This window comes from Flexivirga sp. G2 (genome assembly GCF_055397625.1).
In genome coordinates, this window is record NZ_AP039675.1 from 4,008,103 (window position 1) to 4,032,227 (window position 24,125).

Below are 24,125 nucleotides of genomic sequence, written 5' to 3' on the forward strand. Positions count from 1 at the left end.
CCACCTAGGCTGATCGGGTGGTGTGGCAGTCATGGGCGTCGGCGTGGCACGACGCGCTCTACGGACCAGGCGGCTTCTACCGGCAACCGTCCGGTCCGGCCGGCCATTTCGCAACCTCGGCACAGGGCATCCCCGGTGGCGGACGGTTCCTGGCTCGTGCTCTCGCCATACTCGCCGAACGCAACGAGTGCACCGGGCTCGTCGACGTCGGCGCGGGCCGAGGCGAACTCCTCGCCGAGGTGGCCGCCATCGCGCCGGCCCTGCAGCTGACCGGTGTCGACGTCGTCGAGCGGCCCGGGCGCGTGCCGGACGATGCGGACTGGTTGCGCACCCCCGGGGGCGTCGGACTGCCGGAGGAGCTGCACGGCCTGCAGGACACCCTGGTCATCGCGCACGAGTGGCTCGACGTGGTGCCCTGCACGGTGGCCGAGCACGACGGCGCCGTATGGCGGACCGTCGAGGTCGACGAGGCCGGTGAGGAGCGACTCGGCGACCCCCTCGGATCGGCGGACCTGCAGTGGCTGCAACGGAATTGGCGGTTCGAAGCATCGGAAGGTGACCGAGCCGAGATCGGCACGTCACGTGAGGTGGCATACGACGCGCTGCGAGCGCGCATCGACTGCGGGTTGTTGGTGGCAGTGGACTATGGCCACCTCGCCGACGACCGTCCTCGCTGGGGCACCCTGACCGGCTATCGCGACGGCACGCTGTGTCCGCCACGTCCGGACGGCAGCACCGACATCACCGCGCACGTCGCGATGGACACCCTCGGAGCGGACGAATTGGTGCGCCAACGCACGCTTTTCGACCGACTCGGGCTACGAGCGGAGGCACCCGACATTTCCCTGGCCAGTGCCGACCCTCCGGCATACCTGCGCGGGTTGGCGGACCGCGGCAGTTACGCCCAGCTCACCGCACCGGGCGGCCTGGGCGACTTCTGGTGGGCCATCAGCACGATCCGCCGCCGACGAGTCGTCAGTTGCTCGGACGGAAAGTGCTGATGACCTCGTCGACCGTCGTGTCCGCGAGCTTCCGCGGCGAGTCCAGGCTGCGGACCAACACCAGCTGATATGACTTGCCGCCGGACGAGAACGTGACCGTCCGGACCTCGATCTTCGAGCCCGGGCAGCCGTTCGGATCGCCGATGGCCGTCGTCATCGTGTACTGCAGTGCCGGAATCGTCCCCTGATTCACCTTGACCTGCTTGGCGGCGGACAGCTTGCTCTCCTTCGCCTTCTTGCCGTCCTTCTTGAGCGCGATCGCATCGGCGAATTTCTGGGTGAGGTCGGGGCCGGCATCGGAGGGGTCGCGCTTGCCGACGTTGACCAGACCGAACCAGGCGATCTCGTCGTTCTTGTCCTTCGAGCAGTAGCCGACACCGAACTGCGCCGGCGCCTTCGCGACCACCAACGCCTTGCCGCTCTTCGGGTCGGCGTATCCGAAGAGCGTGTCCTTGCTCTCCAGCTTCCAGTCCTTGTTCTTGGGTACGTCGAACACGCCGCGATCGTCGTCCGCCTGTTGCGCCTGCCAGCCGGGCTTCAGCGCGCGGGCGCCGACCGCGAGGGTGGGGTTGGTCCAGGTCGTGGCCTTGACCGGCGGCAGGGCGCTGGTGGAACTGGAGCCGACGGCCTTCTTCGGGGAGTCGTCGCCACGGGTGAAGGCGAAGATCGCGACTGCCGCGATGACCACCACGAGCGCGGCCGCCAGCCCGAGCAGGACCTTGCCGCGGCCGCCGCCATCGCCGCCCTGCGGCACCTTGAGACCCTCACCGGAAGCTTCGGAGAAGCGGTCGTAGTAGGAACTCTGTGGGTTATTCATCGTCGGGCCGACATTCGGCCCGGTCTGCCCCGTCGACCACGACGGCGGCTGCGCATCCTGCCCACCGGTCGCCCACGGTTGCTGACCGCTCCAGGACTGTTGACCGCTCCACGGCTGCTGGCCGCCGGTCCACTGGCCGCCCGTGTTCCCGCCGGGCGCCTGCTGGCCGCCCGTGTTCCCGCCGGGCGCCTGCTGGCCGCCCGTGTTACCGGGCGCCTGCTGACCGCCCGTGTTACCGGGCGCCTGCTGGCCGCCGGTGTTGCCGCCCGGGAGTCGATGCCCTCCGGTGTTCGGTCCGGGACCCTGCTGTGGTGGCTGCCCCGCCGAGCCGTTCCCCTCGTGCCCGCTCTGGGGGTCCGGCTGCTGCGGCCACTGGCCGTTCCCTTGATCGCTCACGGCTGAAGGCTACCTATCTCGTCGTCATGGGGATGACCGGCGGCATACGGACGCCGCAGGTCAGCTGTTCGGTCGGAAGGTCGAGATGACCTCGTCGAGCGTGGCGGCCGACAGCGAGTCGGCGACACCGAGGAGCCGCACGGTGACCAGCTGATACGACTTGCCCGCAGCCGAGAAGTTGATCGTCCGAACTTCGTACTTCTTGCCCTTGTCACAACTGTTCTGGTCGCCTGCCTCGGAGGTGGCGGTGTACTGCACGGCCGGGATGGTCCCCTGATCCACCGTGATCTTCTTGGCGTCGGACACCTTGCCGGGCTTGGCGTCCTTGCCTCCCTTGGAGGCCGTGGCGATGCCCTTGATGAACTTCTCGGTCCACTTCGGACCGGCCTCGGTCGGATCCGACGTGCCGATCCCGCGGATGCCGACCCACGCCGACTGCGCCTTCTTGTCGGCCGAGCAGAAGCCGAGCTTGTACTCCGCGACGCCGCCGGCCATGGCGGTCGGCGTCCCGTTGGCGTCCGCATAGCCGAGCGCGTAGGAGTTGGAGTCGACCTTCCAGTCCTTCGACTTGGGTACGTCGTACTGGCCCCCGACTCCCGACTCGTACGAACTCTGGGTCACCCAACCGGCCTTGAGGGCTCGCGCACCGACACCAAGAGTCGGATTGGTCCAGGTCGTCGCTGTCACGGGCGCGAGTGCAGCGCTGCTCGCGCTCGACGGACCGGCCTGCTTCGGGGAGCCGTCGCCACGCGTCAACGCGAAGATCGCGACAGCCGCGATGACCACGACCAGGGCGGCCGCCAGCCCGATCAGGACTTTGCCCCGACCACCGCCACCCCCATGCGGCACCTTGAGTCCCTCGCCGGACGCCTCGGAGAAGCGGTCGTAGTAGGAGCTCTGTGGGTTGTTCATCGTCGGGCCGACATTCGGCCCGGTCTCCCCCGTCGACCACGACGGCGGCTGTGCGTCCTGCCCGCCGGTGGCCCACGGCTGCGATCCGCTCCACGGCTGCTGCCCGCCGGTCCACTGACCGCCGGTCTCCCCCTGCGGCCCGCCGTTGTGCTCCGGCCCCTGGCCGTCCCCTTGGTTGCTCACGGCTGCAGGTTACCTTCCGACGGGACCTCGGCCCTCGATGTGAGACGGGCCCGGTAGGCCGCGACGTTGAGCCGATTGCCGCAGCCGAGCTCGCAGTATCGCTTCGACCGGTTGCGCGACAGGTCGACCAGCACGCCGTCGCAGTCGGGGGCCGCGCACCGGCGCAGCCGGCGCAGTTCGCCCGCACGCACCAGATCGACCATCGCCATCGCGGTCTCGACACCCCACCGGGTCGCGAGCGGTGCGTCGTTCGGCGTCGCGTGCAGGTGCCAGTCCCAGCTGTCGTGCTTGACGAGCCGTGGCAATGCCGAAGCCCGACGCAGCAACTCGTTGACCCGCTCCACGACACCGACCTCGTCGACCGTCCACAGTTCACGCAGCTCCGGCCGCAATGCCCGGACTGCTGCACGCTCGGCGTCGTCGCCGGTGATCGGTCCACTCCAGTCGATGCCTCGGACGAACTCCAGGTATGACGCCTCGTCCATCAGCGGATCGGGGTCCTCCAGCGCGGTGTTGACCAGCGCCGCGGCGTCAACCAACGCCACTTCCGTGTCATGAGCAAAAAGCATTTTGACTCCTGTCTGCGGCACACCCTACGATCGATCCACTGTCACGAGCAAAACAACTTTTTGCTCATTACTCACCGAATGACCCGCGAGGAGGCTCTTGTGACCACCGACGTCCTGACGACGCCCGGCGTTCCCTCCGACCTGGGAGCCACGGCCTCCACCCCGCGCGTCGGGCCGAGCCTCGGCACCATCGGCATCGCGCTACTGTCTGCAGCCGCCTTCAGCACGTCGGGCAGTTTCGCCACGGCATTGCTCAAGGCTGGCTGGTCCCCCGGGGCGGCCGTGACCGCCCGCATCGGACTAGCCGCCCTCGTGCTCGCGCCGCCGACGATCTGGTCGCTCCGTGGTCAGTGGGGGCTGGTCCGGCGCAGGGCGGTGTCGATCATGCTCTACGGGCTGACCGGGGTCGCCGGCTGCCAGCTGGCCTACTTCTACGCCGTGCAGCATCTGTCGGTGGGTGTCGCGCTGATGCTCGAGTACCTCTCACCGGTGCTGCTCGTTCTCGGCTACTGGGCGTGGACCCGCGTCCGCCCGTCGACGCCGACCATCGTCGGCGCCGCGGTCTGTGTCGCCGGACTGATGCTCGTCCTGGACGTCTTCGGGGACGCGCACCTGTCCCTCACCGGCGTGCTGTGGGGCCTCGGCGCCGCTCTCGGGTCGGCCGGCTACTTCATCATCGCCGGTCGCTCCGACGACGACCTGCCGCCGATGGCCCTGTCCGGAGTCGGTATGGCGGCCGGTGCCGTCGCCCTCGGCATGCTCGGACTCGTCGGTGTGCTGCCGATGCACGCGAGCACGCATGAGACGACCTTCGTCGGCCATCAGCTGCCGTTCTGGCTGCCGCTCGGTGCGCTGGCCGTCATCTCCACCGCGTTCGCCTATTTCACCGGGGTGATCGCGGCCCGCGGCCTCGGTCGCACCATCGCGTCCTTCGTTGCTCTTGCCGAGGTGCTCTTCTCGGTGTTCTTCGCCTGGTTGCTGCTCGGGCAACTGCCTCTCGCCATACAGCTGCTGGGTGGTGTGTTGATCGTCGGCGGCGTCGTCCTGGTGCGCCTGGGCGAGTTGCGGCCGCGTGCCGTGACCCCGCAGTAGGTCACGACTGGCAGACTGGCCCGCATGCCAGAACGCGAACTCACCGTCGGAGTCGGCGCCGGTGGTCTGGCGACCGCGGACATGGTCCTCAACATCGGGCCGCAGCATCCCGCGACGCACGGCGTGCTCCGATTGCGCGTCACCCTGGACGGCGAGCGCATCAAGCACGCCGAGCCGATCGTCGGCTACATGCATCGCGGCGCGGAGAAGCTCTTCGAGGTCCGCGACTACCGGCAGATCATGGTGCTGGCCAACCGGCACGACTGGCTGTCCGCCTTCAGCAACGAGATCGGCGTCGCGCTCGTCGTCGAGCGGATGCTCGGCATGGACGTGCCGGAGCGGGCCACGTGGACGCGCACGCTGCTCGCCGAGCTCAACCGGGTGCTCAACCACCTGATGTTCCTCGGCTCCTACCCGCTGGAGCTCGGGGCGATCACGCCGATCTTCTACTCGTTCCGCGAGCGCGAGGAGTTGCAGGCGGTCATGGAGGAGATCTCCGGCGGCCGGATGCACTACATGTTCGGTCGCGTCGGCGGCCTGCGGGACGACCTGCCGGTCGGTTGGCTGGGCCGGGTCAGCGAGGCGATCGCAGCGGTACGACGTCGTATGCCCGACCTGGAGAACCTGCTGGTCGGCAACGAGATCCTGCGCGCACGAACCCACGGCGTCGGGGTGCTCGACGCGAAAACCGTTGCGGCATACGGGATCACGGGGCCGATCGCCCGGGCCTCGGGCGTCGACGTCGACCTGCGACGTGACCAGCCCTACCTCAACTACGCCGAGCTCTTCGCGCCCGGCGGCCCTGGCCGGGTCGTCACCCGCACCGACGGCGACTGCCTGGCGCGGCTGGAGGTTCTGCTCGAGCAGGTGCACGTGTCGCTCGACATCGCGCAGGCCTGTGTGGACCGGATCGGCGCGCTGCCGGCCGGCCCGATCAACGTGAAGCTGCCGAAGGTCCTCAAGGTCCCCGAGGGCAGCGATTACCTGGCGACGGAGAATCCGCTCGGCTTCAACGGTTACTACCTGGTGTCACGCGGCGAGAAGACCCCATGGCGGCTGAAGCTGCGGTCGGCGTCGTTCAACAACATCCAGGTGCTCAGCGAACTGCTGCCCGGCACCCTGCTGGCCGACATGGTCGCGATCCTCGGGTCGATGTTCTTCGTCGTGGGGGACATCGACAAATAGGCAGTTGCAGGCGACAGCGCCCGACAACCCGACTTGTCGACAAGCCGACCCGCCGCGGAGACGACGACCAGAACGGCCGGTGGTCGGCAACGAGCTTGCTCGTGCCGACCGCCGGCCGTTCTGTGAGGAGTCGCAGCAGAGAACTCAGCTTCCGCGGATCAGCCGGTCGCCATACACGTCCTCGAGCTTCTGATTGCGCTCGTGTCCACCGGGCACGTTCGCCGAGATGTAGACCGGCGGCTCGCCGGCCGCCGCGAGCTTCTCGATGGTGCCGATGGTGAGCAGCTGCGCGATGAAGGCGGCGGTCATCGACGAGACCGCGCCACAGCCGTAGCCGTCGACCTCCATCGTCGAGTCGCCGTATGGCGCGAGGTTGTCGATCACCACGTCGGCGATCTCGGACAGGCGCTTCCCACTGGGGTGCTTCGGCTCGACGGCCGCGGTGTGCTCGAGGCTGGTCACCGCGATGACCGGATAGCCGTGTTCCTTTGCCTGCAGGGCGAATCCGACGATCGAACCATTCACCCCGGAGTTGGATGCGATGACGATGACGTCACCGGGAGTCGCAGGCACGAGCGCCCACAACTTCTCGGCGATCTGCGGGTCGCGCTCGAGCAGACTGCTGCCCAGCATCGACCGGTCCTCGTCGCCGCGCAGGACCAGATCGCGCAACGCGATCTTGTTGGTCGGAATCAGCCCACCGGCCCGGCCCGCGACCTCCATCGCGAAGGCCTCGGAGTGCCCGGTGCCGAAGACGTGGACAATCCCGCCGTTCGCGATGGACGTCGTCAACAACTCGATGGCGGGATCCAGGCCGCCTTCCTGTGCATGAGCGGCGATGCGCTCGAGACGGTTCGTGGTCTGACCCAGGAATTCGGCGGCGTGGCTCATCGAGTGGCTCCAGAGGTGGTGGCGGGTGGGCCCCGGACGGGACGCTTCGATCGTACGGCGCGAGGGATGAACGGCCCTGCGGTACCCGTGGTTTCACCGTATCGGTTGCAGCACCCCGGCAAAGGGGTCACTGTTGTCCCGGACCCGTGTGCGGTTGCCCGGGCGGGACAGTTTGCGAGGACTCACGATGAGCGGATCAACCGGCCACGAGCGGGTCGCCACCCGACGTCTCGGAACGACGCGGGCACTGTCCGCCTGCGGCGCACTCGGCATCGCAGCCGGCCTGACCATCACCGGCATCGCCGTCTCGGGCCCCGCGCACGCCGCCACGACCACCACGCTCGCGTACACGTGCTCCCTGCCCCAGCTCGGTCTCACCTTCACCGATCCGTGGTCGGTGACCGTCGGGACGAACTACCCCGCGACCGTGCAGGCGGGTTCGTCGTTCACCAGCTCGCAGCTCAGTGCCGCCGTCACCGCGGGCGACGACGGCGCGACGCAACTCCGGGCGATCGGAATCACCTCGTGGTCCGGTTCGGTGGCCTTCTCGTATGCCGTCAGCGGCGCGGTCGCGTCCCCCGGGGATCGGACGAGCACGTTGACCGTGCCCACGACGACCGTGCCTGCGGACGGGCCGATCGTCACCAATGCCACCGGCAGCGCGAAGAACGAGCGGGCCGGTGACGCCGCAGGCACCGCGACGGTGACCGCAGGGAAGTTCACCGCATCCCTGACCGCGGACGCCGGCCAACCGGTCACGGTCGACTGCACGCTCGCCGCCGATCAGGACGCGAAGGTCGCCACAGTCGACGTGACGGCTGCGTCGTCGTCGAGCACCAGCTCGTCATCATCATCTTCCTCGTCGTCATCGTCGTCATCGTCGTCGAGCAGTACGTCGTCGAGCAGCTCGGCGTCCGGCACACCGACGGAGACGGTGACCAGCACCTCTGCGACCACGGGTCCGCCGATCATCACCGACGGCGGTTCGTCGGACGGCGGCCTGAACACCGGCGTCCTGGTCGGCGCAGCGGTCGCGGCGGCAGGCGTCGGCGCTCTCGGCTTCGGCACGGCACGGCGACTGCGCACCAACCGTCGCTGACCTCCCCTGACTCCATCGGGCAGCACGACTCTCGGCCTCAATCGACATACAAACAGCCTTGACTGTTTGTATGTCGATCGTCGATGCTGGCGGCGTGACTTCGGCCCCGCAGCGCACCCCTCAGACGGAACGCACGCGCGCCATGCGCACCCGGCTGATGCAGGCCACCATCGACTGCCTGATCGAACGCGGCTGGGCGGGTACGACGACCACCGTGGTGTCCCAGCGCGCCGGAGTCTCGCGCGGTGCCCAGTTGCACCACTTCCCGTCCAAGCGAGAGCTGGTCGTCGCATCGCTCGAACATCTCAGTGAGCAACTGACGATGGAGCTCCAGCGGCGTCACGATCAGGCGACGCACGGCCGGCGACGGAGCACTCGCAGCGTGTTGACCATGCTGGCCGACTACTACACCTCGGACCTGTTCGTCGCGTCCCTCGAGCTCTGGGTGGCTGCCCGGACGGACGAGCCACTGCACGCGGTCGTGCTGCCGATGGAACGTCGGTGGGGCCGCAACGAGCACGACCTGGCCGTGGCGATGCTCGGCGCCGACGATACCGACCCGACGACACGCGCGCTGGTCCAGGCCACCCTGGACATGCTGCGTGGCTTCGGCCTGGCCAACACACTCAGCGACGACAGCCGGCGCCGCAGCCGCATCCTCGCCGAGTGGTCCAAGGTCTTCGACACCGCCGCTCGACGAACCACAGGGAGTCCGTCATGAACCTCGAACCACTGCTCGCCGACCTCGAGGCGGAGTCCGACGTCTTGCGAGCGATGGTCGGTGCCGCCGGTCCGGAGGCATTGCAGCGGGACACACCGGCTGCCGGCTGGACCGTCGCGCACCAGCTCGCCCATCTCACCTGGACCGACGAAATGTCCACCAGCGCAATCGCTTCCGTCGTTCCTTCGGTCACTGCCCCGCGCGACTGGGACAGTGTGCTGGCCGAGGCTGCCGCAGCCCCCACGACATACGTGGACGAGGCTGCGAACGTCCTCGCCGCGTTGGACCCGACCGAGCTGATGACGCGCTGGGACGACGGCCGTGCCGCGCTGGTCGCTGCTCTGCGTGCAGCACCGACCGACATACGCATCCCGTGGTACGGCCCGCCGATGAAGTCCACCTCGATGGTCACGGCACGGTTCATGGAGACCTGGGCGCACGGCCTCGACGTCGCCACCGCCCTTGGCGTCGACCCCGAACACACGGATCGGGTGCGGCATGTCTGTCACATCGGCGTCGCCACCCGTCGGTTCGCGTATGCCGCCCGCGGCCGGATCGCACCCGAAGCACCGGTGCGGGTCAGCCTGACGGCGCCCAGTGGCGAGTCGTGGACCTGGGGCGACGCCGTCGCGACACACGAAATCAGCGGTCCTGCTTGGGAATTCGCGCAGGTGGCCGTCCGCCGGTTGCATCCGGACGACACCTCACTCATCGCCACCCCGGGCCCCGCGCAGGAGTGGCTCGAGATCATCCAGGCCTTCGCCGGACCGCCCGGAGCGGACCCGCAACCGGGGCGACGATGACCGGCCCCCGTCTCGATCGACCGGTGCGGATCGCGAATGCATCCGGTTTCTACGGGGATCGGCAGTCGGCCATGCGCGAGCAATTGGAAGGCGGTGAGCTCGACTACATCACGGGTGACTACCTGGCCGAGCTCACCATGCTCATCCTCGGTCGCGACCAACTGAAGGACCCATCTCTCGGTTACGCCAAGACGTTCCTCCGTCAGCTCCAGGACTGCCTGGCACTCGCCCTCGAGCGCGGTGTTCGCATCGTCAGCAACGCCGGAGGGTTGAATCCCTCAGGACTTGCCCGCCGGATCGAACAGTTCGCCGACACTGCCGGACTCGACGTCTGCGTGGCGTATGTCGACGGCGACGACCTGCGTTCTGCCGCAAGCGACTTCGGATTCGGCAAAGCGCTCACCGCGAACGCCTACCTCGGCGCTTTCGGCATCGCCGAGGCGCTGAACTGCGGCGCGGACGTCGTGGTCACCAGTCGGGTCACCGACGCGTCGCTCACGATGGGGCCGGCGATCGCCGCACACGGTTGGGGGCGCACGGATTTCGATGCCTTGGCGGGGGCGCTCGTGGCCGGCCACGTCATCGAGTGCGGCGCGCAGGCGACAGGTGGCAACTTCAGCGGATTCGACGATGCCGTGCCCGGCGGCCGCGCCGGTTTCCCGATCGCCGAGATCGCCGCCGACGGAAGCAGCATCATCACCAAGCACGCCCGGACCGGCGGCGCGGTGACCGCCGACACGGTCACCGCCCAGCTGGTCTACGAGATCGGCTCCCCGGCATACCTCAACCCGGACGTAGTCGCCCACCTCGACACACTTCGGGTCAGTCAGGACGACACAGATCGCGTTCGTATCGAAGGGACACGTGGCAGCGCGCCGCCACCCACGACGAAGGTGTGCCTGAACCACCTTGGTGGTTATCGCAATTCGGTCGACTTCGTGCTGACAGGGCTGGATGTCGAGCGCAAGGCCGAGCTCGTGCGGCGGCAGCTGACGGACGCGCTCGCAGCGGATCCCCCGCAGCAGATCGGCTGGCGCCTCGACGCGGTGGCGACCGAGGACCCGCAGAGCGAGTGGGCCGCGACCTCCCTGCTCCGCTGCCACGTCCGCGACGACCGCGAAGCACCGGTGGGGCGCGCCTTCAGCAGCGCCGCCGTCGAACTCGCACTGGCGTCATACCCCGGCTTCACCACGACCGCCCCGCCGGCGCGCGCGACACCGTTCGGGATCTACCGGGCGGCATACGTCGATCAGGCGCAGGTGCCGCACCGGGTGACTGTCGGCGACCGGACGGTGGATATCCCGGCACCGATCGAGTTCGCCATACCCGAATCAGCAACTCCCCCAGCGAGTTCGGCTCGCTCCGATGGACCGACCTTCCGCGCGCCACTTGGCACTGTCGCGTTCGCGCGCAGTGGCGACAAGGGCGGTGACGCGAACGTCGGCGTCTGGATCCCCACGAGCTGTGCCCGACGTGACCTCGGTTTCGACTGGCTCGCCGGCCTGTTGACCCCGAGCCGGGTCCGCGAGCTTCTCCCCGAGGCGCGCGACCTCGACATCGACGTCTGGCCGCTGCCGAATCTGTATGCCGTGAACGTGGTCATCCATGGACTGCTCGGCGACGGCGTCGCTGCTTCCACCCGATTCGACCCGCAGGCGAAGGCGCTCGGTGAATGGCTGCGGGCGCGCGTCGTCGACATACCCGAGGAGCTCGCGCCGTGAGCGACCGTTGGAATACCGCCGAGCGGCAGGCACTGCGGACCGCAGTGGGTGACTTCACCCGTCGCGAACTCACGCCGCACCTGGCTGAGTGGGAGGACGCGGGCGCAGTGCCTCGAGAGGTGCACCGCCGTATGGCGCAGGCCGGCTATCTCGGAGTCGGCTTCGACCTCGGTGTCGGAGGCGCCGGCGGCGACATCATCGACAGCTCCCTCGTCACCGAATCCATCATCACCGCAGGCGGATCCAGCGGCCTGGTCGCCGCTCTCCTCACGCACGGCATCGCGCTACCGCACATCGTCGCCGCGGGCGACCGGGCGCAGGTCGACAGGTATGTGCGTCCGACCCTCGCGGGAGAACTCATCGGTTCGCTGGCCGTCACGGAGCCGGCCGGCGGATCCGACGTCGCGGCGGTGACCACCCGAGCGGTGCGCGACGGCGACCACTACCTGGTCACCGGGTCGAAGATGTTCATCACCAGCGCGACACGCGCCGATTTCGTCACCGCTCTCGTCCGCACGGGCGGCGACGGCCATGACGGACTCAGCCTGCTCGTCATCGACCGCGAGTCGCCAGGGTTCGACGTGTCGCCGCCGCTGCGCAAGATGGGTTGGCTCTGCTCGGACACTGCCGAGCTCTCCTTCGATCGCACACCGGTGCCGATGGGCCACCTGGTGGGTGGCGAGGGCGACGGATTCGTCGCGGTGATGCGGCAATTCGTGCACGAACGACTGAATCTCGCCGTGCACGGCTACGCGGTCGCCGAGCGAGCCCTCGCGCTCGCCGCAGACTACGCGCGTGGGCGGACCACCTTCGGCCGTCCGATCATCGACCGACAGCTGATCCGGCACAAGCTGGTCACCATGCACCGGCGAGTCGCCGAGGCGAAGACCTTCACCAGGTCAGTCATCGAGCGGACCGCGGACGGCGCGGAGACGACGGCCGACGCCTGCCTGGCGAAGAACTCGGCGGTGGCCGCCTGCTCCTACGTGGTGGACGAGGCCGTGCAGCTCTTCGGCGGTGCCGGGTACCTGCGCGAATCGGAGGTGGAGCGGCACTACCTCGACGCCCGCATCCTCGGTATCGGTGGCGGTACGACGGAGATCCTCGACGACCTCGCCGCGCGACTGCTCGGCTACACCTCACAGGGAGTGCGATGACGGCACTGAGATCGGCGGTGGACGCGAGTTCCCCGTCATACCAGGAGAATCGGGCCGCAATGTCGGCCCGGGTCGACGACCTGCACGCCGAGCAGGCCAAGGCGCTGGCGGGCGGCGGAGAGAAGTCGGTCGAGCGCCACCGACAGCGCGGGAAGCTGCTCGCCCGGGAACGCATCGAGCTGCTGATCGACCAGGACAGCGCGTTCCTCGAGCTCTCGACACTCGCCGCGTGGGGCACCGACTTCCCGGTCGGCGCCAACCTGGTCACCGGCATCGGCGTGGTCGAGGGCACCGAGTGCATGATCGTCGCCAACGATCCGACCAGCCGTGGTGGCGCGTCCAATCCGGCAACGCTGAAGAAGAGCGCCCGGGCCGCGCAGATCGCCGCCGAGAACAACCTGCCGACGATCAACCTGGTCGAGTCCGGCGGCGCCGATCTGCCGACCCAGAAGGAGATCTTCATCCCCGGTGGTGGCGGCTTCCGCAATCTGACCCGGGCCAGCGCCGACCGACGCCCCACGATCGCCCTGGTGTTCGGCAATTCGACCGCGGGCGGCGCGTACATCCCCGGCATGAGTGACTACACCGTCATGGTTCGCGGTGGGGCGAAGGTTTTCCTGGCCGGACCGCCCCTGGTGAAGATGGCCACCGGCGAGGAGTCCGACGACGAGACCCTGGGCGGCGCCGAAATGCACGCTCGCACCTCGGGATTGGCCGACTATCTGGCTGAGGACGAGCGCGATGCCATCCGCATCGGTCGCTCCATCGTGCGGCGGCTGGGTCGGCACAAGCACGGGCTCGTCCCCGACCTCACCTACCCCGAACCGGCGTATGACGCCGAGGAGTTGCTCGGGCTGGTCCCGACGGACCCGAAGGCGCCGTTCGACCCGCGGGAGGTGATCGCGCGGATCGTGGACGGCTCCGACTTCGACGAGTTCAAGCCGCTCTACGGGTCGAGTCTGGTGACCGGATGGGCGCAGCTGCACGGCTATCCGATCGGCATCCTCGCCAATGCGCAGGGCGTCCTGTTCAGCGAGGAGGCGCAGAAGGCCGCGCAGTTCATCCAGCTCGCGAACCAGATCGATACACCGTTGCTCTTCCTGCACAACACGACCGGCTACATGGTCGGCGCCGAGTATGAGCAACAGGGCATCATCAAACACGGTGCGCAGATGATCAACGCGGTCTCCAACTCGACCGTCCCACACCTGAGCGTGGTGATCGGATCGTCATACGGTGCAGGCAATTACGGCATGAGCGGGCGAGCCTACGACCCGCGTTTCATGTTCAGCTGGGTCAATGCACGATCCGCGGTCATGGGTGCGGCCCAACTCGCCGGCGTGATCTCCATCGTGTCGCGGGCATCGGCCGAGAGGAAGGGCGTGCCCTTCGACGAACAAGCCGACGAGCAGATGCGCCGGATGGTCGAGGCGCAGATCGACGCGGAGTCCACGGCATACGCCATCTCCGGGATGTTGTACGACGACGGGGTGATCGATCCACGGGACACCCGGACCGTGCTCGGCATCTGCCTCTCGGTGATCAACACGCGCCCGTCCCGCGGCGCCGACGGATATGGGGTGTTTCGCCTGTGACCGCTGTGCCGACCATCAGCCGTGTCCTGGTGGCCAACCGAGGCGAGATCGCCCGCCGGGTGTTCCGCACCTGCCGCGACCTCGGCATCGAAACCGTTGCCGTACATTCGGATCCGGATGCCGACGCGCTCCATGTCACGGAGGCCGACTTCGCGGTCCGACTGCCCGGTGCGACCGCGGCGGAGACCTACCTGCGAGCGGATGTCATCGTTGACGCCGCCCGGCGCTCCGGGTGCGACGCCGTTCATCCGGGTTACGGATTCCTCTCGGAGAACGCCGATTTCGCCGCCGACGTGTTGGCCGCCGGGCTCGTCTGGATCGGTCCGCGCCCGGAGACGATCTCCGCGATGGGTTCGAAGATCGAGGCGAAGGCCATCATGCGCAAGGCCGGTGTGCCGACCCTCGACGTCGACCCGGACTCGGTCGGGGACCACGAATTTCCGGTGCTGATCAAGGCTTCAGCAGGCGGTGGCGGCAGGGGTATGCGGGTTGTCCGGTCAGTGGACCAGCTCGACACCGAGATCGCCGCCGGCCGTGCCGAGGCGCTGTCGGCGTTCGGTGACGACACCGTCTTCGTCGAGCCCTACCTGCCGACCGCCCGGCACGTCGAAGTGCAGGTCCTCGCCGACCAGCACGGGACCTGTTGGGTCCTGGGCGACAGGGACTGCTCGATCCAACGGCGGCATCAGAAGGTCATCGAAGAGGCGCCGGCACCGAATCTCCCCCCAGCAGTGCGGAATCGGCTGCACGCTGCGGCCCGGTCGGCGGTCGAGGCCGTCGGCTACGTCGGCGCCGGGACGGTCGAGTTCCTCGTGCAGGATGAGCAGTTCTACTTCCTGGAGATGAACACCCGGCTGCAGGTGGAGCATCCCGTCACCGAGTGTGTGATGAGTGTCGACCTGGTCGCCGAGCAGCTGCGGGTGGCGGACGGCCTACCACTGCCCCAGCGCGACTTCACACCACGTGGTCACGCTGTCGAGGTCCGGCTGTATGCCGAGGACCCGGCCCATGACTGGGCGCCACAGACCGGCCGGATCGAGGAATTCGTCGTCGCCGGAACGCAGTTCGAGACACTCGCCGACCACGGCATCCGGGTCGATTCAGCCGTCGGAACCGGTTCCTCGGTCGGGATCCACTACGACCCGATGCTCGCCAAGGTCATCGCGTGGGCACCCGACCGTGCGCGGGCCTGTCGCTTGCTCTCGGACGCCCTGCGGCGCAGCAGGATCCACGGTCTGACCACGAACACCGCACTGCTGCGGACGATCCTGGCGGACCCCGACTTCCGCTCGGGACGCATGCACACCTCGCTGCTGGACGAACGACTCGACACCTGGCTGCAGGCGAATCGGATCGACCTGGCCGTGGTCGCGGCTGCCGCCGCATTGGCGGATGCTGCGTCCGCATCCGCCGAAGGCACTGTGCAGCAACGGATCCCATCGGCGTGGCGGAATGCGCCGTCGGCGGACCGCACCCGGCGCTACCGCGTCGGTGACACAGAGCTGCAGGTCGACTACCGCTCCGTGCGCGGTCGGCTACAACTCACCGACTCCTCACTCGAGGTGGTCCAGGTGACACCGGACGAGGTGCGCCTGGCGATCGATGGCGTGGCGGCCACGTACCGCGTGACACGCCGTGGGACCACGACATTCGTGGATGGTCCGAACGGCAGCGTCGACCTGGAGCAGATCCCGCAGTTCACCCCTCCCCGGTCGACGACTGCGGGCTCGCTGCTCGCGCCGATGCCCGGCGTGGTGACCTCGATCCAGGTCGATGCCGGCGCCGAGGTGACCGCGGGTCAGCACCTGATGGTGCTCGAGGCAATGAAGATGCAGCACACGATCACCGCCCCGACCGACGGCACGGTGAGCTCGTTGCCGGTCGCCGTGGGTGCTCAGGTCGCCGCCGGCACGGTGCTGGCGGTGATCGATGAAACAGGCTCCGAACAAAGATCATTGGAGAACTCATGACGGACCAGGAGATCGCCTTCACCGAGTCGCCCGAGCGACGCGCGTTGCGGAAGTCGGTGGCCGCGTTCGCCCAGAAGTATGGCGACAGCTACTGGCTGCAGTGCGCGCGAGAGGACCGCAAGACCGATGAGCTGTGGGCCGACGCCGGCCGCCAGGGCTATCTCGGAGTCGCCATACCCGAGGAGTACGGCGGTGGTGGCGGCGGCATCGGCGATCTGGCGGCTGTCGCGGAGGAGCTCCAGGCGGCGGGGTGCCCCCTGCTGCTGATGGTCGTCTCACCCGCGATCTGCGGCACGATCATCACGCAGTTCGGCACGGCCGAGCAGAAGCAGCGCTGGCTGCCGGGATTCGCCGACGGCACCCGCAAGATGGGCTTCGCGATCACCGAGCCGGATGCCGGTTCCAACTCGCACAACATCACCACGACCGCGGTCCGTGACGAGTCGACCGGTGACTGGATCCTCAAGGGCAGCAAGGTTTTCATCTCCGGCGTCGATGAGGTCTCCGATGTCTTGGTCGTCGCGCGCGCCGCGAACCACAAGACCGGCAAGCTGCGTCCGGCGTTGTTCGTCATACCGACGGACGCGGAGGGTTTCGGCTACTCGCGGATCGACATGGGCATCGTCGGACCGGAGAAGCAGTTCGTCGTCCACATCGACGACGTGCGGTTGCCCGGGGACGCACTGGTCGGTGACGCGGACGCCGGCATCGAGCAGCTCTTCGCCGGGCTGAACCCGGAGCGGATCATGGCCGCGTCCTCGGCGACCGGTATGGCGCGCCGAGCCATCGCGAAGGCCGTCGAATACACCAAGCAGCGCGAGGTCTGGGGCGCCCCGATCGCGACGCATCAGGCGGTCTCGCACCCGCTCGCCCAGTCGTATGTCGAGACCGAACTCGCTCGGCTGATGACGCAGCGCGCGGCCGCGCTCTACGACGCCGGGGAGCTGATGCTGGCCGGCGAGTCGGCCAACATGGCGAAGTATGCCGCCGCCGAAGCCGCCTGCAATGCGGTCGATCGAGCGGTCCAGGCACACGGCGGCAACGGCCTCACGGAGGAATACGGCCTGGTGCACCTCATCGGCAATGCGCGGCTCACCCGCATCGCACCCGTGAGCCGGGAGATGGCGCTCAACTTCGTCGCACAGTTCGGTCTCGGGCTGCCCAAGTCGTACTGAGCCACGTCGTACTGAGCCGGGACTTCACCGCTTGCGGACGGTGGCCAATACCTCGGGGTCGGCGCGCAGGTCGATGCGATGGATCCGTCCGTCGACGATCGTGATGTCGAATGCCACCTTGTACTCGCCGCGATGCATCCACGCCACGGCGGGCCGATCGCCGAGGTGCACCGGGAATGCGGTCTTCATGCCACCGTTGACCAGGCCGAGGACCTCCTCGCGGCCGACGAGGCGCCGCGAGCCGAGCGCCAGCGCGGCGGCGTCTGCGCCCTCGACGATGACGTCCGGCGCCAGCAGTTCGAGCAGGGTCTCGAGGTCGCCGCCCTTGGCCGCGTGCAGGAAGGCATCCACCACTGCCGTGTTGTCCAAGCCTTCCGACCGTCTCGCCGGAGCTCCGGCAGCGGCGACCTTCTGCCGCGCCCGGGACGCCAGTTTGCGTGCCGCTGCGGGCGAGCTGTCGAGAATGGCGGCGATGGTCGGGAAGTCCACGGCGAAACTGTCGTGCAGGACGAACGCCACCCGCTCCGACGGCCCGAGCCGGTCGAGGACCACCTGGAGCGCGTCACCGACGGAGTCGGCGAGGACGACTTCATCCGCGGGATCCGGTGCGGTCTCGTCGATCTCGAGGTCGTCCCGCGGGTCCGGGAGCTTGCTGCGCAGCCGGTCGAGACACAACCGGGTCGTGACGGTGGTCAACCAACCAGGAAGGTTGTCGATGCGGGATTCGTTGCGCGACAACCGGATCCAGGCATTCTGGACGGCGTCTTCTGCTTCGGCGTGGTCGCCGAGCAACCGCTCGGCGATGCGCACCAGCCGAGGCCGCTCGGCGACGAACACGCTGGTCTGCTCATCCATGGACCAAGTCCACCACAGTCCACCGGTTGCGTGTGGTCACACTTGCCGATCCTCGATCGTCATGGAAGTGACGCGCATCGAGCACGTCACCACCGAACCTCGAAAGGCTCCCATCATGGGCAACTTCCAGACCGTCCTCCTGCCGACGAACGACCTGGCCGCCTCCCGCGACCTCTACATCAAGCTGCTGGGCGTGCAGCCGAACGCCGACTCCGACTACTACGTCGGTTTCGACGTGGACGGCCAGCAGATCGGCCTGGTCCCCGGCAGCACCGATGTCCAGCCGCACCTGCACGTCGACGACCTCGAGGTCTCGCTGCAGATCATCACCGACGCCGGTGGCACCGTCGTCGACGGCCCGCGTGCCGTTGGCGGCACGCGTCGGGTGGCTGTCGTCCGCGATGCGTATGGCGCACAGTTCGGCCTCACCCACGACGCCTGAGAGATCTGGGCGACAGGCAATGACGCGGCGACCGAACGACGAGCGGACGCCCGCGAGACGACGACCAAGGTGCTTGGCGCAACGGAGCGAGCCCTCGAGCCGGTTGCTCCAACCACCTTGCGAGGAGTCGAGCAAACAACTACGTCAGGTCGCGGTGCCAGCTCTCCGTCTTGTATGACGTGACCCACCCCATGGACGAGTAGAGGCCGTCGGCGCCCGTCGGTGAGTCGGCATCCACTTCCAGCCCCACCCGATTGCTCCCGGTGTCCAGTGCATCGCGGATCACGGTGTGCAGCAACGCTTTTGCGACACCCCTGCCCCGTGATCGGCGATGCACGCCGATGTAGTCGATGTAGCTGCCCGGTGCACCGGAATCGTCCGGCGGAAGGACGGCCCCGACCACGGCACCACCGGGCAGCAGCGCCCGGTCGGTCTCGACCTCCGCCAACCACCAGTGGTCCCAACGGTGTCCGGGATCCTCGCGCAGCCGCTGCACGAACTCCGGGAAGCTCTCCCGGTAGGAATTGAAGTGGTCGGCGAACGACTCCTCCAGGACCAGGTGCACCGCCTGCAGGTCGGCGGCCACCGGCGTGCCGTCGTCGTGCAACCCGATGGGCCGCACGGTCACTCCCTCGCGCGGGGCGGGGAGGTCTGCGTCCGCCGCGGTCACCGGCCGCTTCATCTGCAGCCAGGTGCGGGCCAGCCCGAATCCTGCGGCAGTGAGCCAGCGCTGCTGGCGCTCGTCCCCGGCATACGCACCGGAATCCAGCTGCGTGACGCTCAAGCCGCGCACCCGCATCATCGTGCTGGCCTCGGCGCTCGCCCACGCGAAGAGGCTCGCCGCGAGCTCGTCGGAGACTCCGGGACGCGCGGTGATCTCGACGACCGTCCGTCCCGCTGCGCGATCGTGCACGACCGCCCATGCCGCGGCTGCACCCTCGGCATCACGCACGACGACCTGCCGGCGAGTCCAGGATCCGACGCCGGCGACGTTGGACGCGACCATGTCGGGGTCGACCGAGCTGCTGCCGTGTGCCGCGACCTGGTGTGCGGCGAGCAACTCGATCAGGTCCGGGACGTCGGAGGTGTCGGGTGTGCTGGCCACGAAACCGTTCGGGACCTCTGGCATCGGCAGGATCTGTTCGCTCACGGCATACAGTCAAGCGCACTCCGAGGGCTCCGTCGCGCACCCGCTTCCGAAGGCCCACCGCACAGCGAGGAGAGCCTCAGCAACAGCCGACTCAGCAAGGGATTCCAAGCGCGGTCGGAAGGTGCCCGCACCGCCCGCTCCCTGGGGGTCGATCGGCGCACAGAAATACGAAATATGTTCGATAAAGTACTAGCCATTCAATGACCCTCCGGGTATTCTGTAGATAGCGAAAATGCTTACAGGGGAAGGGGGTTCACGTTATGGCCATCACTGATTCGCAGACGCCTGGCTCCCTGACCGTCGAGCCTGGTCGCGGGCCGGAGGTGCTCGCCGCCTTGCGGGCCGCAGCCGAGATGCTGGACGAGGTCCCGGGTGCGATGCATCAACTCGGTGGTGCCGAGGAGGACGAGTTGCTGTCGGTCCTGCTTCGGCTGCACGGCCGGACGGCGCAAGTCACGACCGTCGTCGCTGCGGATGCGGTGAAACGTGGGGTGTTGATCGAGTCGAACGCGGCCAACACCAGCCAATGGTTGGCCGGACATCTCGCGAGTGGAGTGCCGGTCGAACCGCGGACGGTCCGGACGATGGCCTCGGTGGCGGACGCGTGCCAGGTGCGTAAGAACGCCGTCATCGCTGCCGCGCTGCGAGGCGGGGCCTGTTCGGTGGAATCCGCCAAGACCGCGTTGACACAGGCGGACAAGGTCGCACCCGTCATACCGACCGCCGATCGTGACGAAATCCTTGGTTGGTTCCTGCAGATCGACCCGGCCCTCGGCGCCGCCGGACTCACCCAGTTGACGCGTCGGATCATCGCCCGATTCGCCCCGGACAAGCTGTCCAAGGACGACGAGAAACTTGAAGGCACCGAGTCGCTGACCTGGTCCACCACACCCACCGGAATGACCCGCCTGGTCGCAGAACTCTCGCCGGCGAACGCCGCAATCCTCACAGAGGCCATCAGCGCCAAGTCTTCGCCCCGACCCGCGAAAACTGCTGATACGGCTGAAGATTCCGAGATTGCGAAGGCTGGCCGAGGAACGCGGAACGAGCGTCTCGACGTCCCGGCCGGCGGCGACTACGGCTCTCACACAGCCTTCGGCCATGGCACCGGCGAGTCAGTGCGGGATGAACGCTCACCGGGCAAACGCCGGTTGGACGCGTTGATGGAGTTGCTCGGTGCTGGTGCCCGGGCAGCGGTCGGCGATGGCGTCCAAGCCGGCGCCGCTACCGTCCTACTGACCATGAGCCTGGAGGAACTACTGGCCGGTCGCGGAGCGACGTCCGCCACCGGCGACGTGGTCGACGCGGGCGCCGCCCGCCGGTTCGCGTGCACCGCCGACCTGATCCCCGTGGTCCTTGGCGGACCCAGCCAACCACTCGACGTCGGACGACGAGAACGCCTGGCAACCAAAACAATCCGAGCCGCGGCAATCCTCCGAGACCGCGGATGCACGTTCCCCGGGTGTGATCGACCACCCGGCTTCTGCGAAACCCACCACATCCAACCCTGGTGGACCGGCGGCGAAACGTCTCTGATCAACTCAGCACTGTTGTGCTCCCGACATCACCAGATCGTGCATCGGCAGGGATACACCGCCGACGTCCGACCGGACGGTGTGCACTGGGATCTGACACCCGGGCTCATGCACGGACACCACACCGCGGCAGCCTGACGAAGACCCCTGGCTGAACGAGGTCCGCCGACCGAACCACACGACAGTCGGCGAGCGAGACTCGTGTCTGCTGACCGCACCGTCGGATAACGATTCGCCGTCGGATCGCGACTGGTCACGCGATCGCGACCATCCTGTAGACATGTTGCGATCGTCTGCCGTGGCCACAGCGATCTTGACCACCGCTCTCGCTGGGTGCGGTGTCATGGACAGTCGTGTGTCGTATGACGAGGACCTGGAGCAAGCTCAGACTCTGCCCGAGTGGATCGCTTGCTCTCGGGCGATCGCGACCGGCGAGGTCGTCAAGGTGGTAGGGGCGGACTCGCCGCAGGTGACCGTCACAATGCGCGTGAGTCATTGGATACGTCCCAGCCACGGGAAATCCACCCTCGTCTTCTCGGAGCGGAACCCGAAAATCGACGGAGGCGGCGCCTGGAAGACAGGCGGTCCCGTCTTGGCAGTCATTCCGTTGAAGACGTCCGATTCGGCACGCATGTATCGCGGTAATCAACTCACGGTGAACAAGCGCCTCATTACGTCGGGATTGAAAGAGGCATCTCGCACGACGTGCCCTTCACCGTGGGCTGCTAGCTCCCGGTAAACCAAACAGACCGGCACCAGCGCGCAAGCAGGTCAGTGCTGACACCACCCGGACCAGGAGGCACCCTAGTATTGGCGGGAATTGACACCTCCCTGGCGGGCACGCAAGCGGGGCGAGTCCGAGCAGATTGAGCAGAGGGGGCGCATGTCGGCGACGAAGCTCCTGGTGCTCGGTAGCGTGCACCTCTCCGGCGGCGCGCATGGCTACCAGGTGCGGTCCGAGCTGCAGAGCTGGCGTGCGGATACGTGGGCCAATATCAAGCCCGGCTCGATTTATCACGCGCTGAAGAAGGCGGCGGCTGACGGCTTCCTCACCGAACACGGCGAGCCGGGCAACTCCGGGCCGGAGCGCGTTCTGTACCGCATGACAGCTCGGGGACGTGACGAGATGGTCGAACTGGTCCGCGACGGTCTGCGGCGTACCCATGACCCCACCATGCTCGACGCGTCGATCGCCATGTTGCCCATGTTGACCAGGACAGATGCCATCGCGCACGTCAACGAGCGGGTCGCGCGCCTGGAAGCGGAGCTCGTAGAGCAGGCCACGTGGCGGGAGCACCCGAACCCCGACATTCCCGAACACGTCCGTGATCAGGCCGAACTGTGGGCGGGACATACACGCACCGAACTGGAGTGGGCGAAGAGCCTGAGCAAACGACTGGCTGAGGGCGCCTACACCATGGCCGATGATCCGGGCTCGTGGCGAACGGTCCCCTAATCAACCTTGACTAGATGCTCCTCCTCGTTTACTTTGACCGAGTAGCCAAACTTGACTAGCCGTCCGGGCCCTGACTCGGACGCGGCAAGGAGAGCCGAATGAGCACCATCCTCAAGAACAGCTCGGAAACCGTTGCGCACACGCCCGGGCGGGCGAGCAGCATCGGGGTCTGGATCCTGCAAATCGTGCTGGCGGCGATCATCGCCGGCGGCGGAATCTCGAAGCTCGCCGGCGACCCGGTCATGGTGGACATGTTCGCCAACATCGGGGCCGGCCAGTGGCTCCGGTACCTGGTCGGAGCGCTGGAGGTCGCGGGAGGGCTTGGACTTCTGATCCCGGCTCTGGCGGGCCTGGCCAGTCTCGGGTTGGCGGCATTGCTGACCGGTGCTGTCATCACCGATCAGTTCGTGCTCGAGCAGAGCCCTTGGCTGCCGCTCGCCCTTCTCGTCGTGGCGGCCGTGATCGCAAGGGTGCGGTGGACGCGCACCGAGGCCGTCGTCGGCACGCTGCTCAGGCGCTGAGACAAACCTCTCGAACGGAGATGTGAGATGAACGAGATGGCCTTTCGCGTGACATCAAACGATGGCACCACCATCGCCTACGACCGAAAGGGAAGCGGCCCGGCTGTCATCCTGGTAGGCGGCGCACAGGACGACGGAGCCGAGAACGCTCCCTTGATACCTGTTCTCGCCGAGCACTTCACGGTCTACAACTATGCCCGTCGGGGACGCGGCGCGAGCGGCTTCACCGAGCCCTACGCCGTGGAAAGGGAGATCGAGGACCTGGATGCGTTGATCGCAGAGGCGGGCGGCTCGGCACACCTGTTCGGGGCGTCCTCTGGTGGCGCTCTGGCGCTGGAAGCCGCCGCGGCCGGGTCAGCCATCGACACGATCGCCGTGTGGGAGGCGCCCTACGCGGTCGGGGACGACATACGCCCGCAATTCGAGGAGTACGTCGCGGACACCCGACGCGCCTTCGACGCCGGGCGAGACGAGGAGGTTCTCGAACTGTTCATGCGCATGACCGGCGCCTCCGACGACAACATCGCGGCCAGGAAAGCGGCAGGCAAGCAGACGGCGCATTGGGCGGATTCCGTCGCCCTCGCGCCCACGCTGGTCCACGACAGCCTCTTCCTCAACCACTACCGGTTGCCGGCCGATCGACTGGCAACGGTCACCCAACCGGTCCTGGTCACCACCGGAGGACCGATCACGGTCCCCTACATGGCAGGCCTGCCCTCGGACTTCTTCGACCGCGCAGCCGACGAGCTTGCAGACCTCCTACCCCACGCTCAACGGGAGACCCTCGAGGGGCCGGATCACGTCGTCGACCCACAGATCATCGGCCCGCTGTTGCTACGGTTCTTCAGCAGCGAACACTGAGGGGCCCGCGAGGTGTTG

22 protein-coding genes are annotated in these 24,125 nt (G+C 67.8%); 16 read left to right on the forward strand and 6 right to left on the reverse strand.

Going from position 1 to position 24,125, the window contains the following annotated elements:
- The first annotated feature begins 17 nt into the window (after window positions 1-17).
- Complete coding sequence (locus ACZ50J_RS19365) at window positions 18-1,001, forward strand: SAM-dependent methyltransferase (RefSeq protein ID WP_464298788.1); 984 nt, start codon at window positions 18-20, stop codon at window positions 999-1,001.
- Here the strand turns inward: ACZ50J_RS19365 and ACZ50J_RS19370 are convergent.
- From ACZ50J_RS19370 to ACZ50J_RS19380, 3 genes are read right to left on the reverse strand one after another with little or no spacing between them, the layout of a single operon-like run.
- Window positions 976-2,214, reverse strand: coding sequence for a DUF8017 domain-containing protein (locus tag ACZ50J_RS19370; protein WP_464298789.1), 1,239 nt, complete (start codon window positions 2,212-2,214; stop codon window positions 976-978). The genes ACZ50J_RS19365 and ACZ50J_RS19370 overlap by 26 nt on opposite strands.
- A gap of 60 nt (window positions 2,215-2,274) precedes the next feature.
- Window positions 2,275-3,309: a DUF8017 domain-containing protein gene (locus ACZ50J_RS19375; RefSeq protein ID WP_464298790.1), complete on the reverse strand. Its 1,035-nt coding sequence runs from the start codon at window positions 3,307-3,309 to the stop codon at window positions 2,275-2,277.
- Window positions 3,306-3,854 (reverse strand): CGNR zinc finger domain-containing protein, encoded by a 549-nt coding sequence (locus tag ACZ50J_RS19380; RefSeq protein WP_464298791.1) that lies wholly within the window; start codon window positions 3,852-3,854, stop codon window positions 3,306-3,308. The genes ACZ50J_RS19375 and ACZ50J_RS19380 overlap by 4 nt, the downstream gene beginning before the upstream one ends.
- A 123-nt stretch (window positions 3,855-3,977) precedes the next feature.
- Between ACZ50J_RS19380 and ACZ50J_RS19385 the strand changes: the two genes are divergently transcribed.
- Together ACZ50J_RS19385 and ACZ50J_RS19390 are read left to right on the forward strand one after the other, a co-directional pair.
- Window positions 3,978-4,970: an EamA family transporter gene (locus ACZ50J_RS19385; protein ID WP_464298792.1), complete on the forward strand. Its 993-nt coding sequence runs from the start codon at window positions 3,978-3,980 to the stop codon at window positions 4,968-4,970.
- 24 nt (window positions 4,971-4,994) lie between these two features.
- Window positions 4,995-6,155: an NADH-quinone oxidoreductase subunit D gene (locus ACZ50J_RS19390; protein ID WP_464298793.1), complete on the forward strand. Its 1,161-nt coding sequence runs from the start codon at window positions 4,995-4,997 to the stop codon at window positions 6,153-6,155.
- 144 nt (window positions 6,156-6,299) lie between these two features.
- Here the strand turns inward: ACZ50J_RS19390 and ACZ50J_RS19395 are convergent, their stop codons facing one another.
- Entirely contained in the window at window positions 6,300-7,046 is a 747-nt protein-coding gene (locus tag ACZ50J_RS19395) for a sugar isomerase domain-containing protein (protein WP_464298794.1), read from the reverse strand.
- 187 nt (window positions 7,047-7,233) lie between these two features.
- On the opposite strand from ACZ50J_RS19395, the gene ACZ50J_RS19400 reads away from it, so the two are divergent.
- The 8 genes from ACZ50J_RS19400 to ACZ50J_RS19435 all read left to right on the forward strand — a co-directional run bounded on the left by ACZ50J_RS19400 (window position 7,234) and on the right by ACZ50J_RS19435 (window position 17,287).
- Window positions 7,234-8,145, forward strand: a complete 912-nt coding sequence (locus ACZ50J_RS19400; protein ID WP_464298795.1) for a DUF6801 domain-containing protein — start codon at window positions 7,234-7,236, stop codon at window positions 8,143-8,145.
- A 94-nt stretch (window positions 8,146-8,239) separates the two neighbouring features.
- A complete protein-coding gene (locus ACZ50J_RS19405) occupies window positions 8,240-8,866 on the forward strand; it encodes a TetR/AcrR family transcriptional regulator (RefSeq protein WP_464298796.1) in 627 nt (208 codons plus the stop codon).
- On the forward strand, window positions 8,863-9,669 hold the full coding sequence (locus tag ACZ50J_RS19410) for a TIGR03084 family metal-binding protein (protein ID WP_464298797.1): 807 nt from the start codon (window positions 8,863-8,865) through the stop codon (window positions 9,667-9,669). The genes ACZ50J_RS19405 and ACZ50J_RS19410 overlap by 4 nt, the downstream gene beginning before the upstream one ends.
- A complete protein-coding gene (locus ACZ50J_RS19415; protein WP_464298798.1) occupies window positions 9,666-11,390 on the forward strand; it encodes an acyclic terpene utilization AtuA family protein in 1,725 nt (574 codons plus the stop codon). Before ACZ50J_RS19410 ends, ACZ50J_RS19415 begins: the two co-directional genes overlap by 4 nt.
- Entirely contained in the window at window positions 11,387-12,547 is a 1,161-nt protein-coding gene (locus ACZ50J_RS19420; protein WP_464298799.1) for an acyl-CoA dehydrogenase family protein, read from the forward strand. The genes ACZ50J_RS19415 and ACZ50J_RS19420 overlap by 4 nt, the downstream gene beginning before the upstream one ends.
- On the forward strand, window positions 12,544-14,142 hold the full coding sequence (locus ACZ50J_RS19425; protein ID WP_464298800.1) for an acyl-CoA carboxylase subunit beta: 1,599 nt from the start codon (window positions 12,544-12,546) through the stop codon (window positions 14,140-14,142). Before ACZ50J_RS19420 ends, ACZ50J_RS19425 begins: the two co-directional genes overlap by 4 nt.
- Window positions 14,139-16,112 carry an acetyl/propionyl/methylcrotonyl-CoA carboxylase subunit alpha gene (locus tag ACZ50J_RS19430; protein WP_464298801.1) on the forward strand — a complete coding sequence of 658 codons (1,974 nt, stop codon included), beginning with the start codon at window positions 14,139-14,141 and terminating at the stop codon, window positions 16,110-16,112. Before ACZ50J_RS19425 ends, ACZ50J_RS19430 begins: the two co-directional genes overlap by 4 nt.
- The gene (locus tag ACZ50J_RS19435) at window positions 16,109-17,287 is read left to right on the forward strand and encodes an acyl-CoA dehydrogenase family protein (RefSeq protein WP_464298802.1); all 1,179 of its coding nucleotides are present in this window, start codon (window positions 16,109-16,111) and stop codon (window positions 17,285-17,287) included. The genes ACZ50J_RS19430 and ACZ50J_RS19435 overlap by 4 nt, the downstream gene beginning before the upstream one ends.
- Before the next feature lie 24 nt (window positions 17,288-17,311).
- On the opposite strand, the gene ACZ50J_RS19440 is transcribed toward ACZ50J_RS19435, so the two are convergent.
- On the reverse strand, window positions 17,312-18,142 hold the full coding sequence (locus ACZ50J_RS19440) for a sigma-70 family RNA polymerase sigma factor (RefSeq protein WP_464298803.1): 831 nt from the start codon (window positions 18,140-18,142) through the stop codon (window positions 17,312-17,314).
- Window positions 18,143-18,203: 61 nt separating this feature from the next.
- Here ACZ50J_RS19440 and ACZ50J_RS19445 point away from each other — a divergent pair, with 61 nt between their 5' ends.
- Window positions 18,204-18,584 carry a VOC family protein gene (locus ACZ50J_RS19445; RefSeq protein WP_464298804.1) on the forward strand — a complete coding sequence of 127 codons (381 nt, stop codon included), beginning with the start codon at window positions 18,204-18,206 and terminating at the stop codon, window positions 18,582-18,584.
- A gap of 139 nt (window positions 18,585-18,723) precedes the next feature.
- Here ACZ50J_RS19445 and ACZ50J_RS19450 read toward each other — a convergent pair whose 3' ends face one another.
- Window positions 18,724-19,734, reverse strand: coding sequence for a GNAT family N-acetyltransferase (locus tag ACZ50J_RS19450; RefSeq protein ID WP_464298805.1), 1,011 nt, complete (start codon window positions 19,732-19,734; stop codon window positions 18,724-18,726).
- 260 nt (window positions 19,735-19,994) lie between these two features.
- Between ACZ50J_RS19450 and ACZ50J_RS19455 the strand changes: the two genes are divergently transcribed.
- The 4 genes from ACZ50J_RS19455 (at window position 19,995) to ACZ50J_RS19470 (ending at window position 24,107) form a co-directional block, all read left to right on the forward strand.
- Entirely contained in the window at window positions 19,995-21,407 is a 1,413-nt protein-coding gene (locus ACZ50J_RS19455) for an HNH endonuclease signature motif containing protein (protein ID WP_464298806.1), read from the forward strand.
- A 745-nt stretch (window positions 21,408-22,152) separates the two neighbouring features.
- Entirely contained in the window at window positions 22,153-22,725 is a 573-nt protein-coding gene (locus ACZ50J_RS19460) for a PadR family transcriptional regulator (RefSeq protein WP_464298807.1), read from the forward strand.
- A gap of 98 nt (window positions 22,726-22,823) precedes the next feature.
- Complete coding sequence (locus tag ACZ50J_RS19465; protein WP_464298808.1) at window positions 22,824-23,246, forward strand: DoxX family protein; 423 nt, start codon at window positions 22,824-22,826, stop codon at window positions 23,244-23,246.
- Between the two features lie 48 nt (window positions 23,247-23,294).
- Complete coding sequence (locus ACZ50J_RS19470; RefSeq protein ID WP_464298809.1) at window positions 23,295-24,107, forward strand: alpha/beta fold hydrolase; 813 nt, start codon at window positions 23,295-23,297, stop codon at window positions 24,105-24,107.
- Window positions 24,108-24,125 lie beyond the last annotated feature (18 nt).